General features: G+C 53.2%; 16 protein-coding genes. 4 read left to right on the plus strand and 12 right to left on the minus strand.

Annotation, left to right across the window (positions count from 1 at the left end; all coding sequences use genetic code 11):
• Nucleotides 1-22 precede the first annotated feature (22 nt).
• The 3 genes from pyrH to rpsB form a co-directional block, all read right to left on the minus strand.
• The gene (pyrH, locus tag KIK84_RS11025) at nt 23-745 is read right to left on the minus strand and encodes a UMP kinase (RefSeq protein ID WP_214123290.1); all 723 of its coding nucleotides are present in this window, start codon (nt 743-745) and stop codon (nt 23-25) included.
• Between the two features lie 22 nt (nt 746-767).
• Nucleotides 768-1,664 (minus strand): translation elongation factor Ts, encoded by an 897-nt coding sequence (gene tsf, locus KIK84_RS11030; protein ID WP_214123145.1) that lies wholly within the window; start codon nt 1,662-1,664, stop codon nt 768-770.
• A 73-nt stretch (nt 1,665-1,737) separates the two neighbouring features.
• A complete protein-coding gene (gene rpsB, locus KIK84_RS11035) occupies nt 1,738-2,490 on the minus strand; it encodes a 30S ribosomal protein S2 (RefSeq protein ID WP_214123146.1) in 753 nt (250 codons plus the stop codon).
• Nucleotides 2,491-2,728: 238 nt separating this feature from the next.
• Between rpsB and KIK84_RS11040 the strand changes: the two genes are divergently transcribed.
• The 3 genes from KIK84_RS11040 to KIK84_RS11050 are packed head-to-tail and all read left to right on the plus strand — an operon-like array spanning nt 2,729 to nt 5,725.
• Nucleotides 2,729-3,964: an NAD(P)/FAD-dependent oxidoreductase gene (locus tag KIK84_RS11040; protein WP_214123147.1), complete on the plus strand. Its 1,236-nt coding sequence runs from the start codon at nt 2,729-2,731 to the stop codon at nt 3,962-3,964.
• Between the two features lie 24 nt (nt 3,965-3,988).
• A complete protein-coding gene (locus tag KIK84_RS11045) occupies nt 3,989-4,828 on the plus strand; it encodes an HDOD domain-containing protein (protein ID WP_214123148.1) in 840 nt (279 codons plus the stop codon).
• A gap of 9 nt (nt 4,829-4,837) precedes the next feature.
• The gene (locus tag KIK84_RS11050; protein ID WP_214123149.1) at nt 4,838-5,725 is read left to right on the plus strand and encodes an MBL fold metallo-hydrolase; all 888 of its coding nucleotides are present in this window, start codon (nt 4,838-4,840) and stop codon (nt 5,723-5,725) included.
• 18 nt (nt 5,726-5,743) lie between these two features.
• Here KIK84_RS11050 and KIK84_RS11055 read toward each other — a convergent pair whose 3' ends face one another.
• Nucleotides 5,744-6,199: a DUF1569 domain-containing protein gene (locus tag KIK84_RS11055; protein ID WP_250207918.1), complete on the minus strand. Its 456-nt coding sequence runs from the start codon at nt 6,197-6,199 to the stop codon at nt 5,744-5,746.
• Nucleotides 6,200-6,306: 107 nt separating this feature from the next.
• On the minus strand, nt 6,307-7,185 hold the full coding sequence (locus KIK84_RS11060) for an SDR family oxidoreductase (protein WP_214123151.1): 879 nt from the start codon (nt 7,183-7,185) through the stop codon (nt 6,307-6,309).
• 115 nt (nt 7,186-7,300) lie between these two features.
• Here KIK84_RS11060 and KIK84_RS11065 point away from each other — a divergent pair, with 115 nt between their 5' ends.
• Nucleotides 7,301-7,723, plus strand: coding sequence for a winged helix-turn-helix transcriptional regulator (locus tag KIK84_RS11065; RefSeq protein ID WP_214123152.1), 423 nt, complete (start codon nt 7,301-7,303; stop codon nt 7,721-7,723).
• 3 nt (nt 7,724-7,726) lie between these two features.
• On the opposite strand, the gene KIK84_RS11070 is transcribed toward KIK84_RS11065, so the two are convergent.
• From KIK84_RS11070 to KIK84_RS11100, 7 genes are all read right to left on the minus strand, one after another.
• A complete protein-coding gene (locus KIK84_RS11070) occupies nt 7,727-9,658 on the minus strand; it encodes a glycosyl hydrolase 53 family protein (protein WP_214123153.1) in 1,932 nt (643 codons plus the stop codon).
• 80 nt (nt 9,659-9,738) lie between these two features.
• Nucleotides 9,739-11,064, minus strand: a complete 1,326-nt coding sequence (locus tag KIK84_RS11075) for a carbohydrate porin (RefSeq protein WP_214123154.1) — start codon at nt 11,062-11,064, stop codon at nt 9,739-9,741.
• Nucleotides 11,065-11,166: 102 nt separating this feature from the next.
• Nucleotides 11,167-12,057, minus strand: coding sequence for a maltose ABC transporter permease MalG (gene malG, locus KIK84_RS11080; RefSeq protein WP_214123155.1), 891 nt, complete (start codon nt 12,055-12,057; stop codon nt 11,167-11,169).
• Between the two features lie 2 nt (nt 12,058-12,059).
• The gene (gene malF, locus KIK84_RS11085) at nt 12,060-13,568 is read right to left on the minus strand and encodes a maltose ABC transporter permease MalF (RefSeq protein ID WP_214123156.1); all 1,509 of its coding nucleotides are present in this window, start codon (nt 13,566-13,568) and stop codon (nt 12,060-12,062) included.
• Nucleotides 13,569-13,633: 65 nt separating this feature from the next.
• Nucleotides 13,634-14,845 carry a maltose/maltodextrin ABC transporter substrate-binding protein MalE gene (malE, locus tag KIK84_RS11090; RefSeq protein ID WP_214123157.1) on the minus strand — a complete coding sequence of 404 codons (1,212 nt, stop codon included), beginning with the start codon at nt 14,843-14,845 and terminating at the stop codon, nt 13,634-13,636.
• A gap of 22 nt (nt 14,846-14,867) precedes the next feature.
• The gene (locus KIK84_RS11095) at nt 14,868-15,995 is read right to left on the minus strand and encodes an ABC transporter ATP-binding protein (protein ID WP_214123158.1); all 1,128 of its coding nucleotides are present in this window, start codon (nt 15,993-15,995) and stop codon (nt 14,868-14,870) included.
• Nucleotides 15,995-18,400 (minus strand): beta-galactosidase, encoded by a 2,406-nt coding sequence (locus KIK84_RS11100; protein WP_214123159.1) that lies wholly within the window; start codon nt 18,398-18,400, stop codon nt 15,995-15,997. The genes KIK84_RS11095 and KIK84_RS11100 overlap by 1 nt, the downstream gene beginning before the upstream one ends.
• Nucleotides 18,401-18,506 lie beyond the last annotated feature (106 nt).

Raw genomic sequence — 18,506 nt, forward strand, 5'->3', positions numbered from 1 at the left:
CTCCTAAAGCTGCCAGCGCAGTTCAAACGTGCACCAAAGTGCCCTCGTCCTCACCCATCACCACACGCAGCAGAGCGCCGTGTTTGAAGATAGAAAATACCTTGATAGGCAGTTTTTGGTCACGACACAAAGCAAATGCAGCCGCATCCATGATGCCCAAATTCTGCGACATCGCAGCATCAAACGACAGACGCGAATAACGGGTCGCCGTAGGATCTTTCTTGGGATCAGCGGTATACACACCATCCACCTTGGTTGCTTTTAGCACCACCTCTGCACCGATCTCTGCGCCACGCAGCGCAGCAGCCGTATCGGTAGTGAAAAAAGGATTTCCAGTGCCTGCCGCAAAAATTACCAGCTTGCCTTCCTCAAGGTATTGCAACGCTTTGGGGCGAACGTATGGTTCTACCACTTGCTCAATTCCAATAGCCGACATCACACGCGCTGTAAGGCCTGCTTTGTTCATCGCATCACCCAAAGCCAATGAATTCATCACCGTGGCCAACATCCCCATGTAATCTGCAGTGGCACGATCCATCCCAACCGAGCCACCTGCCACACCACGAAAAATGTTGCCACCACCGATAACTACAGCCACTTGCACACCATGGCGAGTCACTTCGGCAATTTCTTCTACGATGCGAACAATGGTGTCCCGATTAATGCCAAACTGGTCATCACCCATGAGGGCTTCGCCAGAAAGTTTCAGCAAAATACGCTTGTAAGCTGGTTGTGCAGTCATCAGGACACCTTTGTCGTTGAGAAAATTAAGCGGATTGCTTAGCTGCAGCGACTTGAGCAGCCACTTCAGCAGCAAAGTCGTCTACCTTCTTCTCAATGCCTTCACCCACCACGTACAAAGTGAATCCCTTCACAGTGGTGTTGGCAGCCTTCAGGTAGGCGGAAACCACTTGTTTGCCGTCAGCAGCTTTCACAAACACTTGATCCAGCAAAGAAACTTCTTTCAGGTACTTCTGAACAGAGCCTTCAATCATCTTGGCTGCGATGTCAGCAGGCTTGCCAGATTCAGCGGCTTTGGCCGTTGCCACTGCACGCTCTTTCTCGATCAAGTCAGCCGATACGTCGGCGCTGGTCAGTGCTACAGGCTTCATGGCAGCAATGTGCATCGCCACGTCCTTGGCAGCCACTTCTTCACCAGTAAATTCGACCATCACGCCAATGCGGGTGCCATGCAGGTAGCAAGCCAGTTGAGAACCTTCAAAACGCTTAAAGCGACGGAAAGTCATGTTCTCGCCGATCTTGCCGATCAAGCCCTTACGCACATCTTCCAGCGTGGGGCCAAAACCATCTTGGCTGTAAGCCAAAGCGGACAAGGCATCCACGTTCGTTGGATTGTGTTGAACGATCAAATCAGCAGCAGCCTTGGCCATGGCCAAGAAGCTGTCGTTCTTGGTCACGAAGTCGGTTTCGCAGTTGATTTCAATCAAGGCACCCACGTTGCCATTGATGCTGGAGGCCACAACGCCTTCCGCTGTGATACGGGCAGCTGCTTTGCCAGCCTTACTACCCAATTTAACGCGCAGAATTTCTTCTGCTTTGGCCATATCGCCATCAGCCTCGGTCAAAGCCTTTTTGCACTCCATCATGGGCGCATCGGTTTTGCCACGCAGTTCTGCCACCATAGAAGCTGTAATAGCCGCCATAAAATTCTCCGTTGAGTCTTGTTCAAACCAAAAAAAGGGGCACCAAGGCCCCCGCCAAGTGATTCACCTGCAATTAGGCAGATGCATCCTCGACTTCCACGAATTCATCTTCGCCTTCAGCCACAACCGCTTTGACGACTTCGTCAACCGCATTGGCACGGCCTTCCAAGATAGCGTCTGCGATAGCGCGGGCATACAAAGCCACAGCCTTGGCAGAGTCATCGTTACCAGGAATCACATAGTCAATGCCTTCTGGGGAATGATTGGTATCTACCACGCCAATCAGAGGAATGCCCAGTTTGCGTGCTTCAGCAATGGCAATCTTGTGGTAGCCAACGTCGACCACAAAAATGGCGTCAGGCAATGTGTTCATATCTTGGATGCCGCCGATGTCTTTTTCCAGCTTTTCCAATTCGCGTACAAACATGAGCTGCTCTTTCTTGCTCATGCTATCCAGACCTGTCTCTTGCTGTGCCTTCATGTCTTTCAGACGCTTGATAGAAGTCTTCACAGTCTTGAAGTTGGTCATCATGCCGCCCAACCAGCGCTGGTCAACATAAGGAGTGCCTGCGCGTTGCGCTTCTTCAGCAACGATTTCACGCGCTTGACGCTTGGTGCCAACCATCAAAATGGTACCGCGCTTAGCAGACAACTGCTTCACAAACTTGATTGCCTCTTCCAGCATAGGCTGGGATTTTTCGAGGTTGATGATGTGGATTTTGTTGCGATGGCCGAAAATGAAGGGGGCCATCTTGGGGTTCCAGAAGCGAGTTTGGTGACCAAAGTGGACACCCGCTTCCAGCATTTCACGCATGGATACAGTCATATTTACTCCAAAGGTTAGGTCTTGAAGTCGATTCACTGATTGCTAAAGCAGCAACACCTTGAACGAATCGCTCCGCGTTTCATTGCTTACACACCAAGTGCAAAGCCTGTCAATTCTAACATGCCTACATCGGAATAATAAAACTCAGCCACTTGCAACGTTCACCAAGGCTCTATAGCACCCCAAAATTGTGCGTACACTTGCACAATTACAAACCAAAGTGCAGTCCACAAGAGTCATGAAAATTGCCGTCATTGGTGCTGGCATAGCAGGGATTACCACCGCTTATCGTTTATCGCAAGAAGGGCACCAAGTTTGTGTTTTCGAGCGCCGTGCAGGCGTTTGTGAAGAAACCAGTTTTGCCAATTTGGGACTGAGTAGCAATGCCAATCTGCTCACCCTGCAAACACTGTCGAGCAATGCTGGACGATTGGGTCGTTTCTGGGAAGAAAAGAAGAGTTTGCAAGGCAGCGGCAATTGGCACAAACCACTGCTACGGTGGCTATGGCAGCGCGCCAAGCACAGCCCCAAGGTAGAACCATCGCTAATTAGTCTGCAGCGTTACAGCGCTCAATTACATGCCGACTGGTCCTCATTGCTCAAACTGGAAACTGAGCACACCGTTGGCCAAATCATCCTCATCAGTGATGAACAGGCTATGCCTGAGTGGTTGACTAAAGTAGAAGCCTTGAAAGCAGCTGGTATCAGCGCCAATGTGCTCAGTGCAGACGATGTACGCAAACGCGAACCGGCACTACACGCCACCTTGCCCTTGAGCGGAGGTATATGGTTACCCGGCGATCAGGTCACCAACAGTCGACAATTTGCGATTCAATTGCGCAATGAAGCACTCAAAAATGGCGTTGTCTTTCAATTCCAGCAAGAAATTACCACCTTGGAGCCCGGAGCCAAGGTTCGTCTTGGCACTGCCGATGGACAGTCGCATAGTTTCGACCATGCGGTCATTTGCACACAGCAACTCCCGGCATTCAGCCCTGTGAAAACTAATCCTACTCAGTCGTTTGCGTTGCTGGATAGTTACACCGCCACGGTACCAATCAAAGAGGCTTTGAACGCCCCCAATCATGTGATCCATGATGCAGCCAGTCGCATCACCATTTCGCGACTTGGCAACCGTCTTCGCATTCAAGGTGGAATGCATCACTCTGCGCCAGATCGTGACCCGCATCCAGCAACCGTTCAGCAGCTCTACAACACACTGGACAATCATTTCCCTGGTGCAGCCAATTACCCTGCCGGAACACAAACATGGCGCGGAGTTTGCTGCTTCTCTAGCGATAGCATGCCGGTAGTGGGACTGTCTTCAGCCACAGGAATTAGCTTAAACCTTGCGCACGGCATGCATGGTTGGTCTTTGGCATGCGCCTGTGCCGATCTATTGGCGCACCAAATCGTGCGCAAAGACTTTCCCTTGGATGCAAGATTGCTTGCACCACAGCGCTTGGGCCTGTAAAACAGAACGCTCTAGGGAGTTTTTATGCAAGCAGAACTGGCCACCAAATTGGCTGCAGCTGTCGACAAAATGCCTGCTTTTCCCAAAAGTGTGCAGCGCATCATTGAATTGACTCGTGACATCAATGCAGATGCACGTGAATTGGTGGACGTCATCGACAAAGACCCTGTTGTCACCGTGAAAATTTTGAAGGTAGTCAATTCAAGCTACTTCAATCTGCCACGCCAAGTCACATCTGTCGCCAATGCAGTGGCTTTTCTAGGATTCAATACGCTCAAAAACTTGTCTTTGAGCATTGCCGCGGTGGGCATGCTTTCCCCCAGTAACCAAGCGGGGTTTGACATGCAACAGTACTTGCTGCATTCGCTCTCTACCGCTGGAATTGCAAAAAAACTGGCTACACGGCTTGCGCAAGCTGATCCAATGGATTGCTTTATTGCTGGTTTGTTACATGACTTTGGCAAAGTCGTATTAGCCCAGCACATGCACGAAGCCTTCAAACTAGCGCTGGAACAAAGTCGTACTCACAACCTGTCTTTGCACGAAACCTTGCAACAAACGCTTGGAGCACACCATACTGAAGTAGGTGCGATGCTGGTTGAGAAATGGCGCTTTCCTGACAGTTTAGTTCAAGCAATTCGCATGCAAACACCAGGGGGAGACTTGGCATCTGGCATGGCTATTGCCATATTTGCAGCCAACCAATTGAGCAAAAAACTGAGCATGGGATTTGCTGGCAATCCATGCGTGCATGCGCTACCGCCTGCTGCAGAAGCCGCATTGGGCATGAACTTGGACATTTTAGCCGCTAGCGAAGACTGGGGTGTGGTGTTTGACGAAGCCAAAGTCTTTGCCAATCTTTGAAAGGCGCACATGAAAATTCGTTTTTGGGGTGTACGTGGATCCATCGCATCCCCTGGCGCACACACCGTGCGTTACGGTGGGAATACTACGTGTATAGAAATTCGCACGGACTCCAACGAACTGATCATTTTGGATGCAGGCACTGGGATATTTCCACTGTCTCAAACCCTGCTCAAAGAACTGCCAATCAACGCCAACGTATTCATTACCCACAGCCACTGGGATCACATCCAAGGGCTGCCCTTTTTTATCCCCAACTTCATCCCTGGCAACACATTGCATCTGTACGGCGCATTTGACCCCGTTTCAGGTCAAGGTGTTGAACAAGTGATGGCTGTGCAGTTGCAATACAGCTACTTTCCCGTGCGCGAAGCAGAGATGAAAGCACGCATTGAATACACCACCCTCATTCCCGGGCAATCGGTACAAGTGGGGGGTGCCTGCATTACGCCTGTGCTATTGAACCATCCTGTAGTGGACTTGGGTTACCGCATTGACTGTGATGGAAAATCGGTTTTTTTCACCGGAGACCATGAGCCGCCCTACAACATCTATGAAACACATGAACCACAGTATGCGGAGTATCAGAGCTTTGTCGATGAAAAAAAAGCCAACATCATGGAAGTGGTGCGTGGCGTGGATGTGCTGATTGCTGACTGTTCGTACACCGATGCGGAATACCCAAGCAAGATTGGGTGGGGCCACGGCACATTTGGAAGCAGCATAGAGATGGCCTTGCAAGCACAAGCCAAAGTATTGTTCTGCACGCACCATGAGCCCACTCGCAGCGACGATGCACTAGAGCAAGTCTTTCATCAAACGCTAAATGACCACCCAGAAGCGACCCAGCTGCTGGATATTCGCCTAGCGCGCGAAGGCGATTGCTTCGAGTTCTAGGCACCAGCGCCCATTGTTTTAGGCCACCACAATTTCGTCTTGGTGGTTGGCTATGTGCATCGCATGAGCCAGTGCAAAGTCGGCACGACTGAGCGCTCCATAGGCAAAGTGAGGCATCAACGCTCCAGAGTGCTTGTTAAAACGATCCACCGCTGCACGCAAGCGCTGCACGCCTGCATGCCAATCAGTACTCTGCGCCAGTACAGGTGCTCCGGGGATAGGATCGGTTAAACCGTGCGACATCTTGCCGCGCCACTTGAACACAGCAAATGCTGCCGATCCCACTGTAGCTTGAAAGAGTGCCCCTTTAGGCTCAGGAAAGCCATCCATGCTCATCTCCACACTTTGCGACATATGCTCCATCACCGCACCAATAGACCATGCGGTTGTACTTTGCACCGACTTGGCTTTTTCCAGTTTATCGAGCCAGCGCAATACGTCTGAGAGTGATTCAACTTTGGGGGTGTCAGCCATCGCCATTCCTTGCATAACGCTGAGTGAACTCAGCAAAAAAATACGTCTCTTCATGCGCGCATGGTAAAGCGCAACAACCTACAGTACAAAGAGACATAGCTCTAGTTTCAGCCCTTCAGATATGCTTGATGGGCATCCAGCCACGCATCAAAGCTAAGTGGCTGGACACCTGTGAGTTTTTCATAATCAGTCGTGACCTGTGCCACTCGGCCTTGGGCTGTATTGGTATCAAACGATGCATAGGCTTTGGCGACCGACTCAGGTAAGCCCGCTGCCACCATACCAGCGGCCAACTGCTCTACGGTTGCAGGAACCAACGCAATAGATTGTCCCGCAGCAGCTGCAACCAACTGCACAATCTCGGCGGTGTTGTATGCCTTGCTGCCACTGAGGGTATAGGTGTTTTTCCCCTGCTCTGTACGTGACACAGCATAAGCAGCTGCTCGTGCCAAATCATCGCGAGCAATGTGGGCCACGCGGCCATCACCCGCTGCACTGAACCACATTCCACTTTGCAAAGCAGGCACCGCAGATGCCAGCAAATTCTCAAAGTACCAGTGATTGCGCAAAATGGTCCAGCCGGGCAAAGAACTGCTCTTGATAGCAGCTTCGGTAGCCTCATGCTCTGGCGCAAACAGCACAGGCGAGCCTTCCGGCAAGGGCATTGATGTGTACGCCAAATGCACAACACCGGCGGCTTGGGCAGCGCGAATTGCCGTGACATGCTGGGCTGCGCGGCGTCCAATCGCGTCTGTGCTGATCAGCAGTACACGGTCGATACCTTGGAAGGCAGCCTCAGCTGAAGCATATGCATCCAAATCCAGAGAGCGCACCTCCATTCCCAATTGCGCCCAATCGTTCAGAGCAGCAGGTTTGCGGGTGGCTGCCACCACATTTTGGATAGGCAGCTTCACGGTGTGCAGCAAGTGGTGCAACACACGACGACCCAATTGACCACTGGCACCGGTAACCATAATTTTTTGCATATTGTCCTCTTTAAATATCAATAGTCTCTTTTTGAGACTTGGATTATTTTAGATACTTAAATACAATCGTAAAGAAGGCACAATTGGCCCCCTTGGTAACCCAAAGATTACTAATATGGAAAAAATCACGACCAGTGAGACTGCAACTCCTGCAGTGCGTCTGAGCGACTTGACGCAATGTCCTGTGCGAGATGTCATCGACAGGCTAGGCAGTAAATGGGCACTGTTGATCTTGGAGTTGCTGGCTGAGCAACCACGCCGCTTTGGTGACTTGCGCCGCAATGTGCCTGACATCTCGCAACGCATGCTGACGCAAACGCTGCGTGAACTGCAGCGTGATGGCTACGTTCACCGCAAAGTATTCGCCACCGTGCCACCCAGCGTGGAGTACAGCCTTACTACCCTAGGAATATCGCTCAAACAACCACTTGAGCAATTGGTGCAATGGGCCAGCCAGCACCATGCTGTCATTAGAGAAGCTAGGCAGCAATTTGATAAAACAACAGGCGCCGCAGCGCCTGTTGCCAGCATCGAGTGAGATTCACTCCTCGCGTATCAACTCAAAGTCATCGACATTGCCCCAGACACCAGGCTTGGAATCCACCAACACCCCGATGGTGCATTTGCCATCGCTGATTTTGAGGTCTTTGACAGTAGCTTGTGTCCATTTTTGCCACCCAGTGTTAGTCCAGCTAGCCGATTGACGGCCTGCAGCACCGCAGTCCCGCGCAAAAAGTTCCAAGGCTTTTTCCCCCCCTCCACCGGCTGCCCACGCTTTGAGCGTGTAAATGCCAGGCTTGAGATTGTCAAACTGGTGAACAACCTCAAACTGGAACGGATCGGATGACCAGTAATGCAGCGACTGAATGCCGCTGTGGGCATTGCCTGGGTTGCGCTCATTGCTCACTGCCGCAACACTGCCAGTGACAGTCCAATACTTGAGGTTGCCAGACTCAAAACTGTCATCCTGCACCATATTGCGACGGGGAACCACCGTGACGTTGGCTGTGACCTTCAAATCCATGCTGACAGCCTCACCTTTGAGTTGGAAAGTGCCAGTGTTTTGCAAAGCTTTCGCAGGTACATCCTCCCAATCGATGTAGACAGGACGCACCGCATCGTCGCTGAAGGTAACTTTGATGCTGGCTGGAGGACTCCAAAGTTCCCCTACAAACGCAGACAGCTCGACAGGGCCTTGGCTGATGACCTTGGGTGTTTGCGCAGAATCTGCCACATCACGCACGCGCTTAAACACAGCCAGTGATGGCAAGGCTTTGCCCTTGGCGTCGAACATCGCTTGGTTATCCCACCCATTGCCTTCGCCTGTTCGCCAGCCCACGCCATTGACCCCGTACCACAAAGGCTCCCAATAAAACAGCCCCGCACCCCGTGCACCAGGTACTTTGGCAACGGCATTAATCATGTCGCGCACCAAGCTCGCCTGCCCTTGTACTGTGGCTTTGTAACCCACAGACTTTTGCATACTGGCATTGAACAAATTAGGCCAGTTGTCACCGTTGTCCAAGGTATAGGCATAAGCTGTCTCCATGACGATGACATCCTTGCCGTAACGGGCCGATATTTCATCGGCATTGGTCTGAAAGTCTTCGATCGTTCCATGCCAGTAGGGATAGAAAGACATGCCAATCAGGTCGAAATCCACTTTCTCTGCCGTCAACAAATCAAAAACCCGACGGTAGAGTTCATTTTTCCCCCCATCGGCCAAATGGATCACGATGGGGGTGTGCTTACTGGTATCCACTGTTTTTTCCACCTCCCGGGTGGCGCGAATGCCTTGGCGCAACAAGCCCACAAAACCGGCATTGCCACCGATTTCTTCATCCGGGCGGCTTTTGAATGTCTTCCCATCGGGCCAGAGCAAACCACCATTGAGTTCATTGCCAACTTGGAGCATGTCAGGAAAGACTTGTTCGTTCGCCAAGCTCAGCAATACTTGCTTGGTGTAATCGTAAACTGCCTGCTCTAGCACAGCTCCTTTGAGTTTGGCCCACGCTGCGGGTTTGGTTTGCTTGTCAGGATCGGCCCAAAAATCGCTGTAGTGAATATCCAGCATGAACTTCAAGCCCAACGCTTTGGCCCGTTTGGCCAACTTGATCGTGGTCGCCAAATCGTTATTGCCACCGCCTACCGCTTGTCCTTTTTGCCCAACCGTACGCCCATTCTCAATCACACTCTCGGCATAAACAGGCGTGTGCCACAAGCGCAATCGTATCCAGTTAACACCGTTGTCTTTCAATATCTCCAGTGGATCTTTGCGATTGCCCATTTGGTCGTAATAACGAGCCCCCTTCTTTTCCATCTCATTCAAGATAGATACATCGGCTCCCATCACAAAATCGGGACGTAAATTCCCCACTGGTTCTACCGTGATAGCAGGTGACTGCGCCTGTACCGCTCCAAGCAGTGCCCCCAACAGCAACCCTGCGCCCAACCATTGTTTGACTTGTCTCATGCTCAATGTCCGGTAAGCCTTCACCGCACTGAATAATGCGGTGAAGGCAGTTCAACTGATTACTGACAATACAGCCGTGCTTACCACCAGTACTCGGCTTGCACACCAATCGCGTCCGCACTCTTTTTGCTGGTCGACCAGCTCTTGGCAGTGGCAGCAGCATCGTTCCAGTTGAAATGGGAGTAGAAGAAGCGCAACTCCGGACGGTCTTTGATGCCACCACCTGTGGAGATGGTTGGTGCAATCGTGAATTTATTAAGCGTCTGGGTATCACCATTCTCGGGTTTGGCCATGCTAAAGCCCACCTCAGTCAACAACTTAAAGTTATTGGTAAATGCATAGGCAACACGGCCACCCACAGCGGAATATTGTGTGCGGATCAAAATACCCGCTGTGTCATTCCAAGTTTTGCGATCTTCCACGCTCACCACCAATGCGCCACCCCACTTGCCTTGTTGGAAATTGAATTCATCCGCAATACGTGTTGCAGTTTGACGTGGTGCCTGTATTCTGACCCAAGGTTGTCCTTGGATCACTTGCGACCAAATTTCGCCATTTGAATCGGGGCTAGCACCGCCGAACGCACTAGCGAAGTTGCCATCTAAACCTGCTGCACCACTGGCAGTTTGCACAAACAGGTTATTGGCACCGCCCAAGCCCAATGCATTCCACTGACTGTGTTGGAAACCCAAAGCCAGTCCATCGGTACCCTTCACCCATTCACCAGACGCTAATTTGGAATACTCTTCAGTTTGCACAACCGTTCCAACCACACGCAGCCAACCACCCTCATTTACTTTGCTGGTGTTGTAGTCCACGTTGATGCGCGTGGCCAAGCCCCAGCCGTTTTGTTGGTTGCTGGTTACGTTGGCATCGCGGCGGTAGTAGCCCACACCCAGTTTGCCGCCAGCCACGCTGATGTTGTCCACACCGCCACCGTTGCCATCCAATTTGAAGTACTTGGTATCGGTGATATGGATGTCTGAGCGACCTTGGTAACGCTTACCAACCCAGAAGCTGACTTCAGGTGCGATGTCTGCCCCTGACACTTCGATGTACGCTTGGTTGGTCGTCCAGTTAGGCGATGCAGACATATTGGGACTGGAGTCAGTGGTGGAGTTGGAGTAATAGCCAGGCATCAAGTGGGCTGTCACCTCCAAGTCGCCAACCTTGGTCTTATTGGTCAAGTCAATTTCACCAAACACATCGCATTCATTGCCCAAGCGGAAAGTACCACCACCGTAATCACGGTCACCCAGACCGTAGCACTGCGTTGTGCGATCCCCAGAAGAAATGGTTCCAGCGCGGAAATAACCGCTGGTACTGAATTGGGCATGCGCTGTGGCATTGATTGCCAGCAATGCAGCTACTGCCACCGTTTGCATCACAAATGTTGCTTGCTTCATTGTCGTCTCCATATGGCTTGCGCCTGTTGTTAGGCAGGATTACCTGCAGATAAAACGTTTAACCTAAATACTAAAAGAATGTGCTACACGAGCACATCCGGATTAGCCCTTAACAGCCCCCGCAGTCAGGCCAGAGGTCAACCAACGTTGGGTTACCAAGAACAGCACCGTCAGTGGAATACCGGCCAAAACCGCCGTGGCGGCAAAGTCACCCCACAAGTAACGCTGGTTGAACAGGAACAAGCGCGACCCGACAGCCAAGGTCAGGTTCTCCTCGTTGTGCATCAAGACCGAAGCCACGGGGTATTCGATCATTCCGCCCAAGAAAGCCAACACAAACACCACTACCAAAATAGGCACGGCCATGGGCAACAGCACGTACACAAAGGCTTGCAACGGGGTGGCACCATCGACTGCCGCAGCCTCTTCCAACTCGTGGGGCACGCTGTCGAAATAGCCTTTGATAAGCCAGATGTGCTGCGCAATCCCACCGGTATATGCCAATGCCAAGCTCCAATGGCTATTAAGGCCCAACCACGGCACAAACTCCCCAATGCGTTCAAACAAAGCGTAGATGGCAACCAAAGCCAGCACCGAGGGAAACATTTGCAACAGCAGCAAACCATTGAGCAAGGTTGTTTTGCCCTTGAAGCGCATGCGAGCAAATGCATAGGCGCTGGTGATAGACAACAGCAAAGCAATCGCGGCCGAGACGAAAGACACTTTGAGCGAATTCCAAATCCACAGCAACACGGGGAACGGTGGTTTGACCAATTGCCCATCGGCATCGGTGTAAGAAAAGCCCAGTGCCAACTTCCAGTGCTCCAAGCTGAAGTTTTTGGGAATCAAACCACCGCCCAAGAAATTTCCCTGCTTGAACGAGATGGACAAAATCACCAAAAAAGGCAGCACGGTGATGGCTACAAACATCAGCATCCATGCATGGGCCAGCAAAACGCGCCAGCGCTGCGATTTTTTCATTACCACGGCCATAGTCAGCGTCCTTCCTTGCCTACTTTGAACAACTTGAGGTTGATCACCGCTAAAGTACCCACCAGCACAAACACCAGTGACGAGATGGCACACGCCAAGGCATAGTTCTGCCCTGAATCCTGAAATGCAATGCGGTAGGTGTAAGACGCTAAAAGATCGGTCGCTCCCACCGGCACCATGGTGTCCAAATAATCCGGCGCACCTCCGGTCAGCAAGGCAATCAACGTGAGGTTATTGAAGTTCGTCGCAAACGAGGCCACCAGCAAAGGCGCAATCGGCTTGGCAATCAGTGGCAAGGTGATGCGGAAAAAGTTCGTCAAAGGCCCCGCTCCAGCCAAAGCCGATGCTTCGTACAACTCGGACGGAATCGCCTTGATCAAGCCCATGCACAAAATCATCATGTAGGGATAACCCAACCATGCGTTGACGATGAGCACCATAGACCTAGCCAAGCCCGCCTCCGAAAACCATCCGGGGCGAATACCAAACAAGGCATCCAACACGGCATTGATCTCACCCAAATTTTCGTTGAACAACCCACGAAACACCGGGATAGAAATGAACGCAGGCACCGCATACGGCAAGAACAACATGATGCGGTAGAAGTTGCGATGACGCAGCGCATCCCAGCTCAGCAAAGTCGCCAACACAATGCCCAAACCGAAGGTAAACAAGGTATTGAGAGTGGCAAAGCTAAACGTCCAAGCAAACACCCGCAAAAAGGGGTCGAGAAATTTTTCCTCGGTGAAGATTTGCACGTAATTCTGCAAACCCACTACGGCGCGAAAACCCGGTTCTACCGTGCTGCCATCAACACGCGTCCAAAAGCCCGTACGCAGGTTGGCCGACAACACCTGCTGGCTGGCCAATTCGGTCAGCGACCCATCGGCATTGATTTGGAATTTGGGCTTCATACTGACAAAACGGCGCAAACTGCTCATACGCAACTCTTGCCCATCGGGCAGCACCGCCACCACTTTCTCCAAGGCATCCTTGTGCTGCAAGAGGTCTTTGAATCCCAAGGCAGCGTCAGCCTCTACGACACCGGCTACCAAAGGCAGGCGCACAGGCTCTCCCAACGCAAAGAGGGCCGAGTGGTATTGCGCGCCATCATCGGCCGTCATCAAAAGTTGAAAAGCGCCCTCACGTGGAATGACTTGGGCTTGCATTCCATTGCCTTGGCTATCCATCTGCCCCAGCAGCACCTCGCGGCTACGCTCCAAAGTCAGCAAATGGGCCGAGCTGTAGTTGGTGAAACTGATGGAAAAGGTGTACGCCATGGGCAACACGATGAACACCACTGCTGCCAATACCCCTGGAAACACATAACGCCAGGCATAAAAGCGGGGCGACAGGTACAGCAAAAAGCCCAAGGCCAAAGCACCCAAGGTGCTGATTGCCAAAGCCTTCTGGTGCAGCATCAGCATGACCACCACCAAGGCCAGTACGGCTAGCACAGCCAGTACCCCCAAGGCAGCTACTGCATAGTGCAACAGGGAACGTTTACGCACGATTGGACTCTCTCTCATATTCACGTTCAAGGCTCACGAAATCACCACCGAAGGGCCACTCACAATCAGTCGGCTGCCGTGATGCGTTTGGCAGCACGATTGAGGCCATTGCTCACGCTCTCGCGGCCTTGCGTAATGTTTTGCAGCGCAGCGGACATGGCCGTCCAAAAACGCGTCATTTCGGCAATATTGGGCATAGGCGTCCCGCTTTGGGCTGTTGCCATGGCTCCGGCAATGCGTGGATCAGACTTCAACTCGGTGTAATAAGCCTTGTTAGCAGGCACACCCAGTGGCACATGGGCGTTCATGGCCTTGAGTCCATCCATCGACAGCAGATAACTTTCCAAAAACTCGTTGGCAATTTCCTTGTTGGGCGTAGAGCTCGACAACATGGCACCCACTACCCCCACAAAAGGGCCACCTTGCTTGCCATCCACTTTGGGAAAGGGCGCCACGCCAAAATCGATCTTGCTCTTTTTCAGGTTGTTCCAACTCCATGGGCCGTTGATCATCATCGCCACACGGCCCTCATTCATACCCGCTTCGGCTTCCGCGTAGTTGGCAGTCTTGGGCATCACGCCCGCATTGATGAGCTTCATCAGCGTTTCCATGCCACGCACAGAGCCGGGATTGTTCATGCCCGTATCCTTGGCGTTGTAGCTGCCATCGGGATTGCGCTTGAAGGCATAACCACCACCCGCTGAGAACAAACCGTAGGAGTAATACACCTCGGTCATGGGCCACATGATGGCGCGCTTGCCATTGGCATTGAGCTTCTTGTCCAGCTCAATCACCTCCTCCCAGCTACTGGGAGGAGTGGGCACTAGCGCCTTGTTGTAGAGCAAAGCCACCGATTCGATGGACAGCGGATAGCCCCATACCTTGCCCCCCATAGTCCATGCACTCCAAGCCAAAGGATCGATGGCATCCATGGTCTTTTTAGAAGGGGTCACAGGGCTGATCAAACCCGACGATGCCCAGCTACCCGCACGGTCATGGGCCCAAATCCAAATGTCAGGGCCTTTGCCTGCTGCTGCAGCTTGCTCAAACTTGGCAATGGCATCCTCTGGGTGCTCCACCTTGACGGGGATACCCGTGTCCTTGGTGAACTTCTCCCCCATTTTGATGATGCCGTTGTAGCCCTTGTCGCCGTTGATCCAAATCGTCAATACGCCCTTCTCGGCAGCGTGGGCTACCGCGCCCCAACCGGCCACCAGCGCTGCTGCCAAGGCCACGGATACACCACGGCGGGTCAAAGTTGCCAATGTATTACTCATACCTGTCTCCTCGTTGTTGGATTTACGCATTCAAGGCCGGCAAAGCCTGGCCGTCTTTGTCAAACACATGCCCATGCTGGGCTGGCACATGCACATGGGCCACATCACCGACTGCCACGGCGCTATCACCGGGCAAGCGCAGTGTGATTTGCGCTTGCTCAGGCACATCCAGATAAGCGTAGGTCATATCGCCCAAACGCTCGACCCAATTGACCCGGCAAGGCAAGGTATTGGCCTGCGCTTGCGCCACCATGCTCAGATGCTCGCTGCGCACTCCCAGTGTGACGGCATCCCCCACTTGGAGCGCACCGGCTTGTACCGCCACCTGCAAATCGCGTCCATCGGCCGTTTTCACCCACACGCCATCGGCTTCCAAACGGCTCACGACGGCTTGGATAAAGTTCATCTTGGGGGAGCCAATAAAGCCCGCCACAAACAAATTCTTGGGGCGCAGATACAGCTCCATGGGGCTGCCCACTTGGGCAATGCTGCCGTACTTGGCAATCGCCTCGCCACTGTGCAGCAGCACAATCTTGTCGGCCAAAGTCATGGCCTCCACTTGGTCATGCGTCACATAGATCGAGCTGGCCTTGCCGTACTCGCGGTGCATGCGGGCAATCTCCACCCGCATTTGGGTGCGCAAAGCCGCATCCAAATTCGACAACGGTTCATCGAATAAAAATACCCCAGGATCGCGCACCAAGGCACGGCCAATGGCCACACGCTGACGCTGTCCTCCCGACAAGGCTTTGGGCAAACGCTCCAGCAAATGCTCGATTTGCAGCACCTGCGCAATGTTGCTTACCCGATGGTTGATCTCGTCTTTCTTATAACCCGCCAAACGCATGCCAAAAGCAATATTGGTGGCCACATCCATATGCGGGTACAGCGCATAGTTCTGGAACACCATGGCCACATTGCGTTCCGATGGGGCCAACTCGTTGACGCGACGACCACCAATCAGCAAATCACCTGCCGTCACATCCTCTAAACCAGCAATCATGCGCAACAGAGTGGATTTGCCGCAACCACTGGGGCCGACAAACACACAAAATTCGTTATCCGCAATGTCCAAACTCACATCCTTGACGGTGGTGCTAAGCCCCCCGTCAAAAGACTTGCTAATACCACGCAAACTCAAGCCAGCCATTACAGACTCCCACCTTCAGAAAAAACCACACGCTCTTCACGCCAGCACTGCATCTGCACCGACAACACATCAGCACCGTGCGGATGCGCACGCAACTGTGCACGGGCCTTGTCTTCCAGATAAATGGGCAAGGCTGGATTGACTGCCAGCACCTTGAGCACCAAACACGGCCACCGGCCATCCAGGGCAAAACGGTCAATACCAATGCGCCAAGTCTCACCATCCCAGTAATGGTCATCCACCAGTTGGCCATTGGCATACAAACGTGCAGCATCGCCCACATAGTCCAATGCCAATATCACCCGCTGCGCATCACCAGGGCCTGCTGTTGGCATGATGATCTCCCACTGGCTCGCTTGCTCATAAGCCGCATCGCTCGGGGCCAAAGGCACGGAACACTGGCGCCACGCCACATGGGGCCCCATGCGCACGGGCGGTGGTATTTGCTGGTCATGCAACAAGACACACTGCACATCTCCCTGGGCAGCGGCATTGACTGGCTCTGTCAGCGCAGGGCATACCAGCGCCCATTCATCGCCATGGCCCTCGCCCAAGCCTTGGCTGGGATACACGTGGGCTTGCGCCACGCCGTCATCTGGCACCTGAAAAACCAAAGCGTCGCCCTGTTGGTAGAGCATGCACTCACTCATCACCAAGCGCTGGGCACCAGCAATCTCCATGCGCTGCGCTTGATCGGCCTGCTTAGCCGATAGCACCACCACCCGGTGACACTGACCATCGTCGGTATGCACCTGCACCACAACGGGGTAGGCATCGGGCAGGGGCGTCACACGCCATTGGTCTGGCAAGCGCTCAACCTTGGCACCAGCCGACTGCACCCGCGCTACATGCGCGGCATCTAGCACCCATTCCGGTGCTACGCCAGGCACTGCAAACAGCACCAGCACTTGGCCTTGCTCTGTGCTCCAACGCGTCAGTGGCTGCACAGTGGCGTAAGCCACCCTAGCCGCCCCCAATGCCAAACCAAAAGGCCAAATACAACTCACTCCATTGGCAATATGCACACCGGGAAACACTTGCGACCACCCATCCCCCTGCAAGCGCAGGTGCACATCGGCAAAGTGGGGCATGGGATATTGGCGCACATGGTTGTTGATAAACACAAAACCACTGCGCCCTGCTCCACGCACTGCCACCCGCACATCGCGCAAGTTGCTTGCATCGGGCACATAGCCGTTTGGAATGGCCGCATCCATGCCCGCAAGCTCTTCGCCAAATGCAGCCATGAAGCTATGCACCGTGCGCAAGCGCCCATAGCTTGGGCGCGCCAAGCCATACTGCCCTAAAGGAGCACGAAAGTCATACCCCACCACAGGCACATCATTGGGGTAACCCGTGTCTTGCGTTTCTTGCAGGCGGGTGCCCGGTGGATTGGAGCCACCGTGGTACATGTAATAGCCATACAAATTGGCCCCCGACCCCACTTGCACCAATGCCGTGGCAGCCACATCTTCGGTTGTGACCACTGGGCGACGGTGGTACGACACGTGCATACCGCCCCCTGCTTCAGCCAAGAAAAAGGGGTAACGCTGCTTATCAATCTGCCCGCTGGCTGGCGTGCCTTCGATATTGCCCATCTCGCCAATGCTGCGCATGGTGTTGAAGACGAACACACCCGAAGGATCTTGCTGATACTGGCTGGCACCCCAGAAACCGTCCGCATAGGCACCAGACACTGGAATCACCTCTTGCGCCGGAATATCCAGCGTAGGCCAGCCCGTCACGGTGTACAGCGGCACGCGCATACCCGCCTGCACCGCCAAACGCTTGAGCTCGGCGATGTGCTCTGCCCCACAACCCGGGCCAGTAGAGCCATATTCGTTTTCTAGCTGAACACCAACAACCGGGCCACCATGCTCCCACATCAAGCCCTGTAGCTGCTGGCCAATCGCATTGAACCAGCGCTCTACTTCTGTCAAATATTGGGGGTGGTTGCTGCGCAGCCCCTCACATCCCAACTGCAGCCAGTCAGGAAAGCCGCCATAGCGCACCTCGGCATGCACCCAAGGCCCTGGACGCAGGTAGCACAGCATGCCGCACTCCTGCACCAAAGCGACAAAACGGCGTAAATCTGCCGAACCTTGCCACTGGTAGTGCCCCTGTTGCGCCTCATGGTGGCTCCAGATGATGTAAGACGCGACAATATCTACCCCACCAGCACGCATCTTGCGCAGCTCAGCTTCCCACTCGACTTGGGGGTAGCGCGAATAGTGGAACTCCGCCATCACCGGCATCCACGGCTTGCCATCACGCACCAGCGAGACGTTATTGACCTGCAACGAGCGACCCTGCTGCTGGTAGTGGCCCAAATTCAGATAGCTCGACTCCACCACCCGGGTATGGGCAGGCACGGTGATGTCAACGACTTTGTCTCCAGTATGCATGGTTTTAATTAAACGATTAACTCCATGAAGTGTAGACACGACAACAGGGCATTGCATTAGGGTTATCCCCTGAGATATCGCTTTATTTCATAAAGTGCAGAACTTG

Source organism: Curvibacter sp. CHRR-16, assembly GCF_018474005.1.
Taxonomy (GTDB): Bacteria; Pseudomonadota; Gammaproteobacteria; order Burkholderiales; family Burkholderiaceae_C; genus Allorhodoferax.

Excerpts from the sequence above, each read along its gene's own strand:
- tsf (WP_214123145.1), bottom strand. The coding sequence starts at position 1,664 with ATGGCGGCTATTACAGCTTCTATGGTGGCAGAACTGCGTGGCAAAACC.
- rpsB (WP_214123146.1), bottom strand. The coding sequence starts at position 2,490 with ATGACTGTATCCATGCGTGAAATGCTGGAAGCGGGTGTCCACTTTGGT.
- KIK84_RS11040 (WP_214123147.1), top strand. The coding sequence starts at position 2,729 with ATGAAAATTGCCGTCATTGGTGCTGGCATAGCAGGGATTACCACCGCT.
- KIK84_RS11045 (WP_214123148.1), top strand. The coding sequence starts at position 3,989 with ATGCAAGCAGAACTGGCCACCAAATTGGCTGCAGCTGTCGACAAAATG.
- KIK84_RS11050 (WP_214123149.1), top strand. The coding sequence starts at position 4,838 with ATGAAAATTCGTTTTTGGGGTGTACGTGGATCCATCGCATCCCCTGGC.
- KIK84_RS11055 (WP_250207918.1), bottom strand. The coding sequence starts at position 6,199 with ATGGCTGACACCCCCAAAGTTGAATCACTCTCAGACGTATTGCGCTGG.
- KIK84_RS11060 (WP_214123151.1), bottom strand. The coding sequence starts at position 7,185 with ATGCAAAAAATTATGGTTACCGGTGCCAGTGGTCAATTGGGTCGTCGT.
- KIK84_RS11065 (WP_214123152.1), top strand. The coding sequence starts at position 7,301 with ATGGAAAAAATCACGACCAGTGAGACTGCAACTCCTGCAGTGCGTCTG.
- KIK84_RS11070 (WP_214123153.1), bottom strand. The coding sequence starts at position 9,658 with ATGAGACAAGTCAAACAATGGTTGGGCGCAGGGTTGCTGTTGGGGGCA.
- KIK84_RS11075 (WP_214123154.1), bottom strand. The coding sequence starts at position 11,064 with ATGAAGCAAGCAACATTTGTGATGCAAACGGTGGCAGTAGCTGCATTG.
- malG (WP_214123155.1), bottom strand. The coding sequence starts at position 12,057 with ATGGCCGTGGTAATGAAAAAATCGCAGCGCTGGCGCGTTTTGCTGGCC.
- malE (WP_214123157.1), bottom strand. The coding sequence starts at position 14,845 with ATGAGTAATACATTGGCAACTTTGACCCGCCGTGGTGTATCCGTGGCC.
- KIK84_RS11095 (WP_214123158.1), bottom strand. The coding sequence starts at position 15,995 with ATGGCTGGCTTGAGTTTGCGTGGTATTAGCAAGTCTTTTGACGGGGGG.
- KIK84_RS11100 (WP_214123159.1), bottom strand. The coding sequence starts at position 18,400 with ATGCATACTGGAGACAAAGTCGTTGACATCACCGTGCCTGCCCATACC.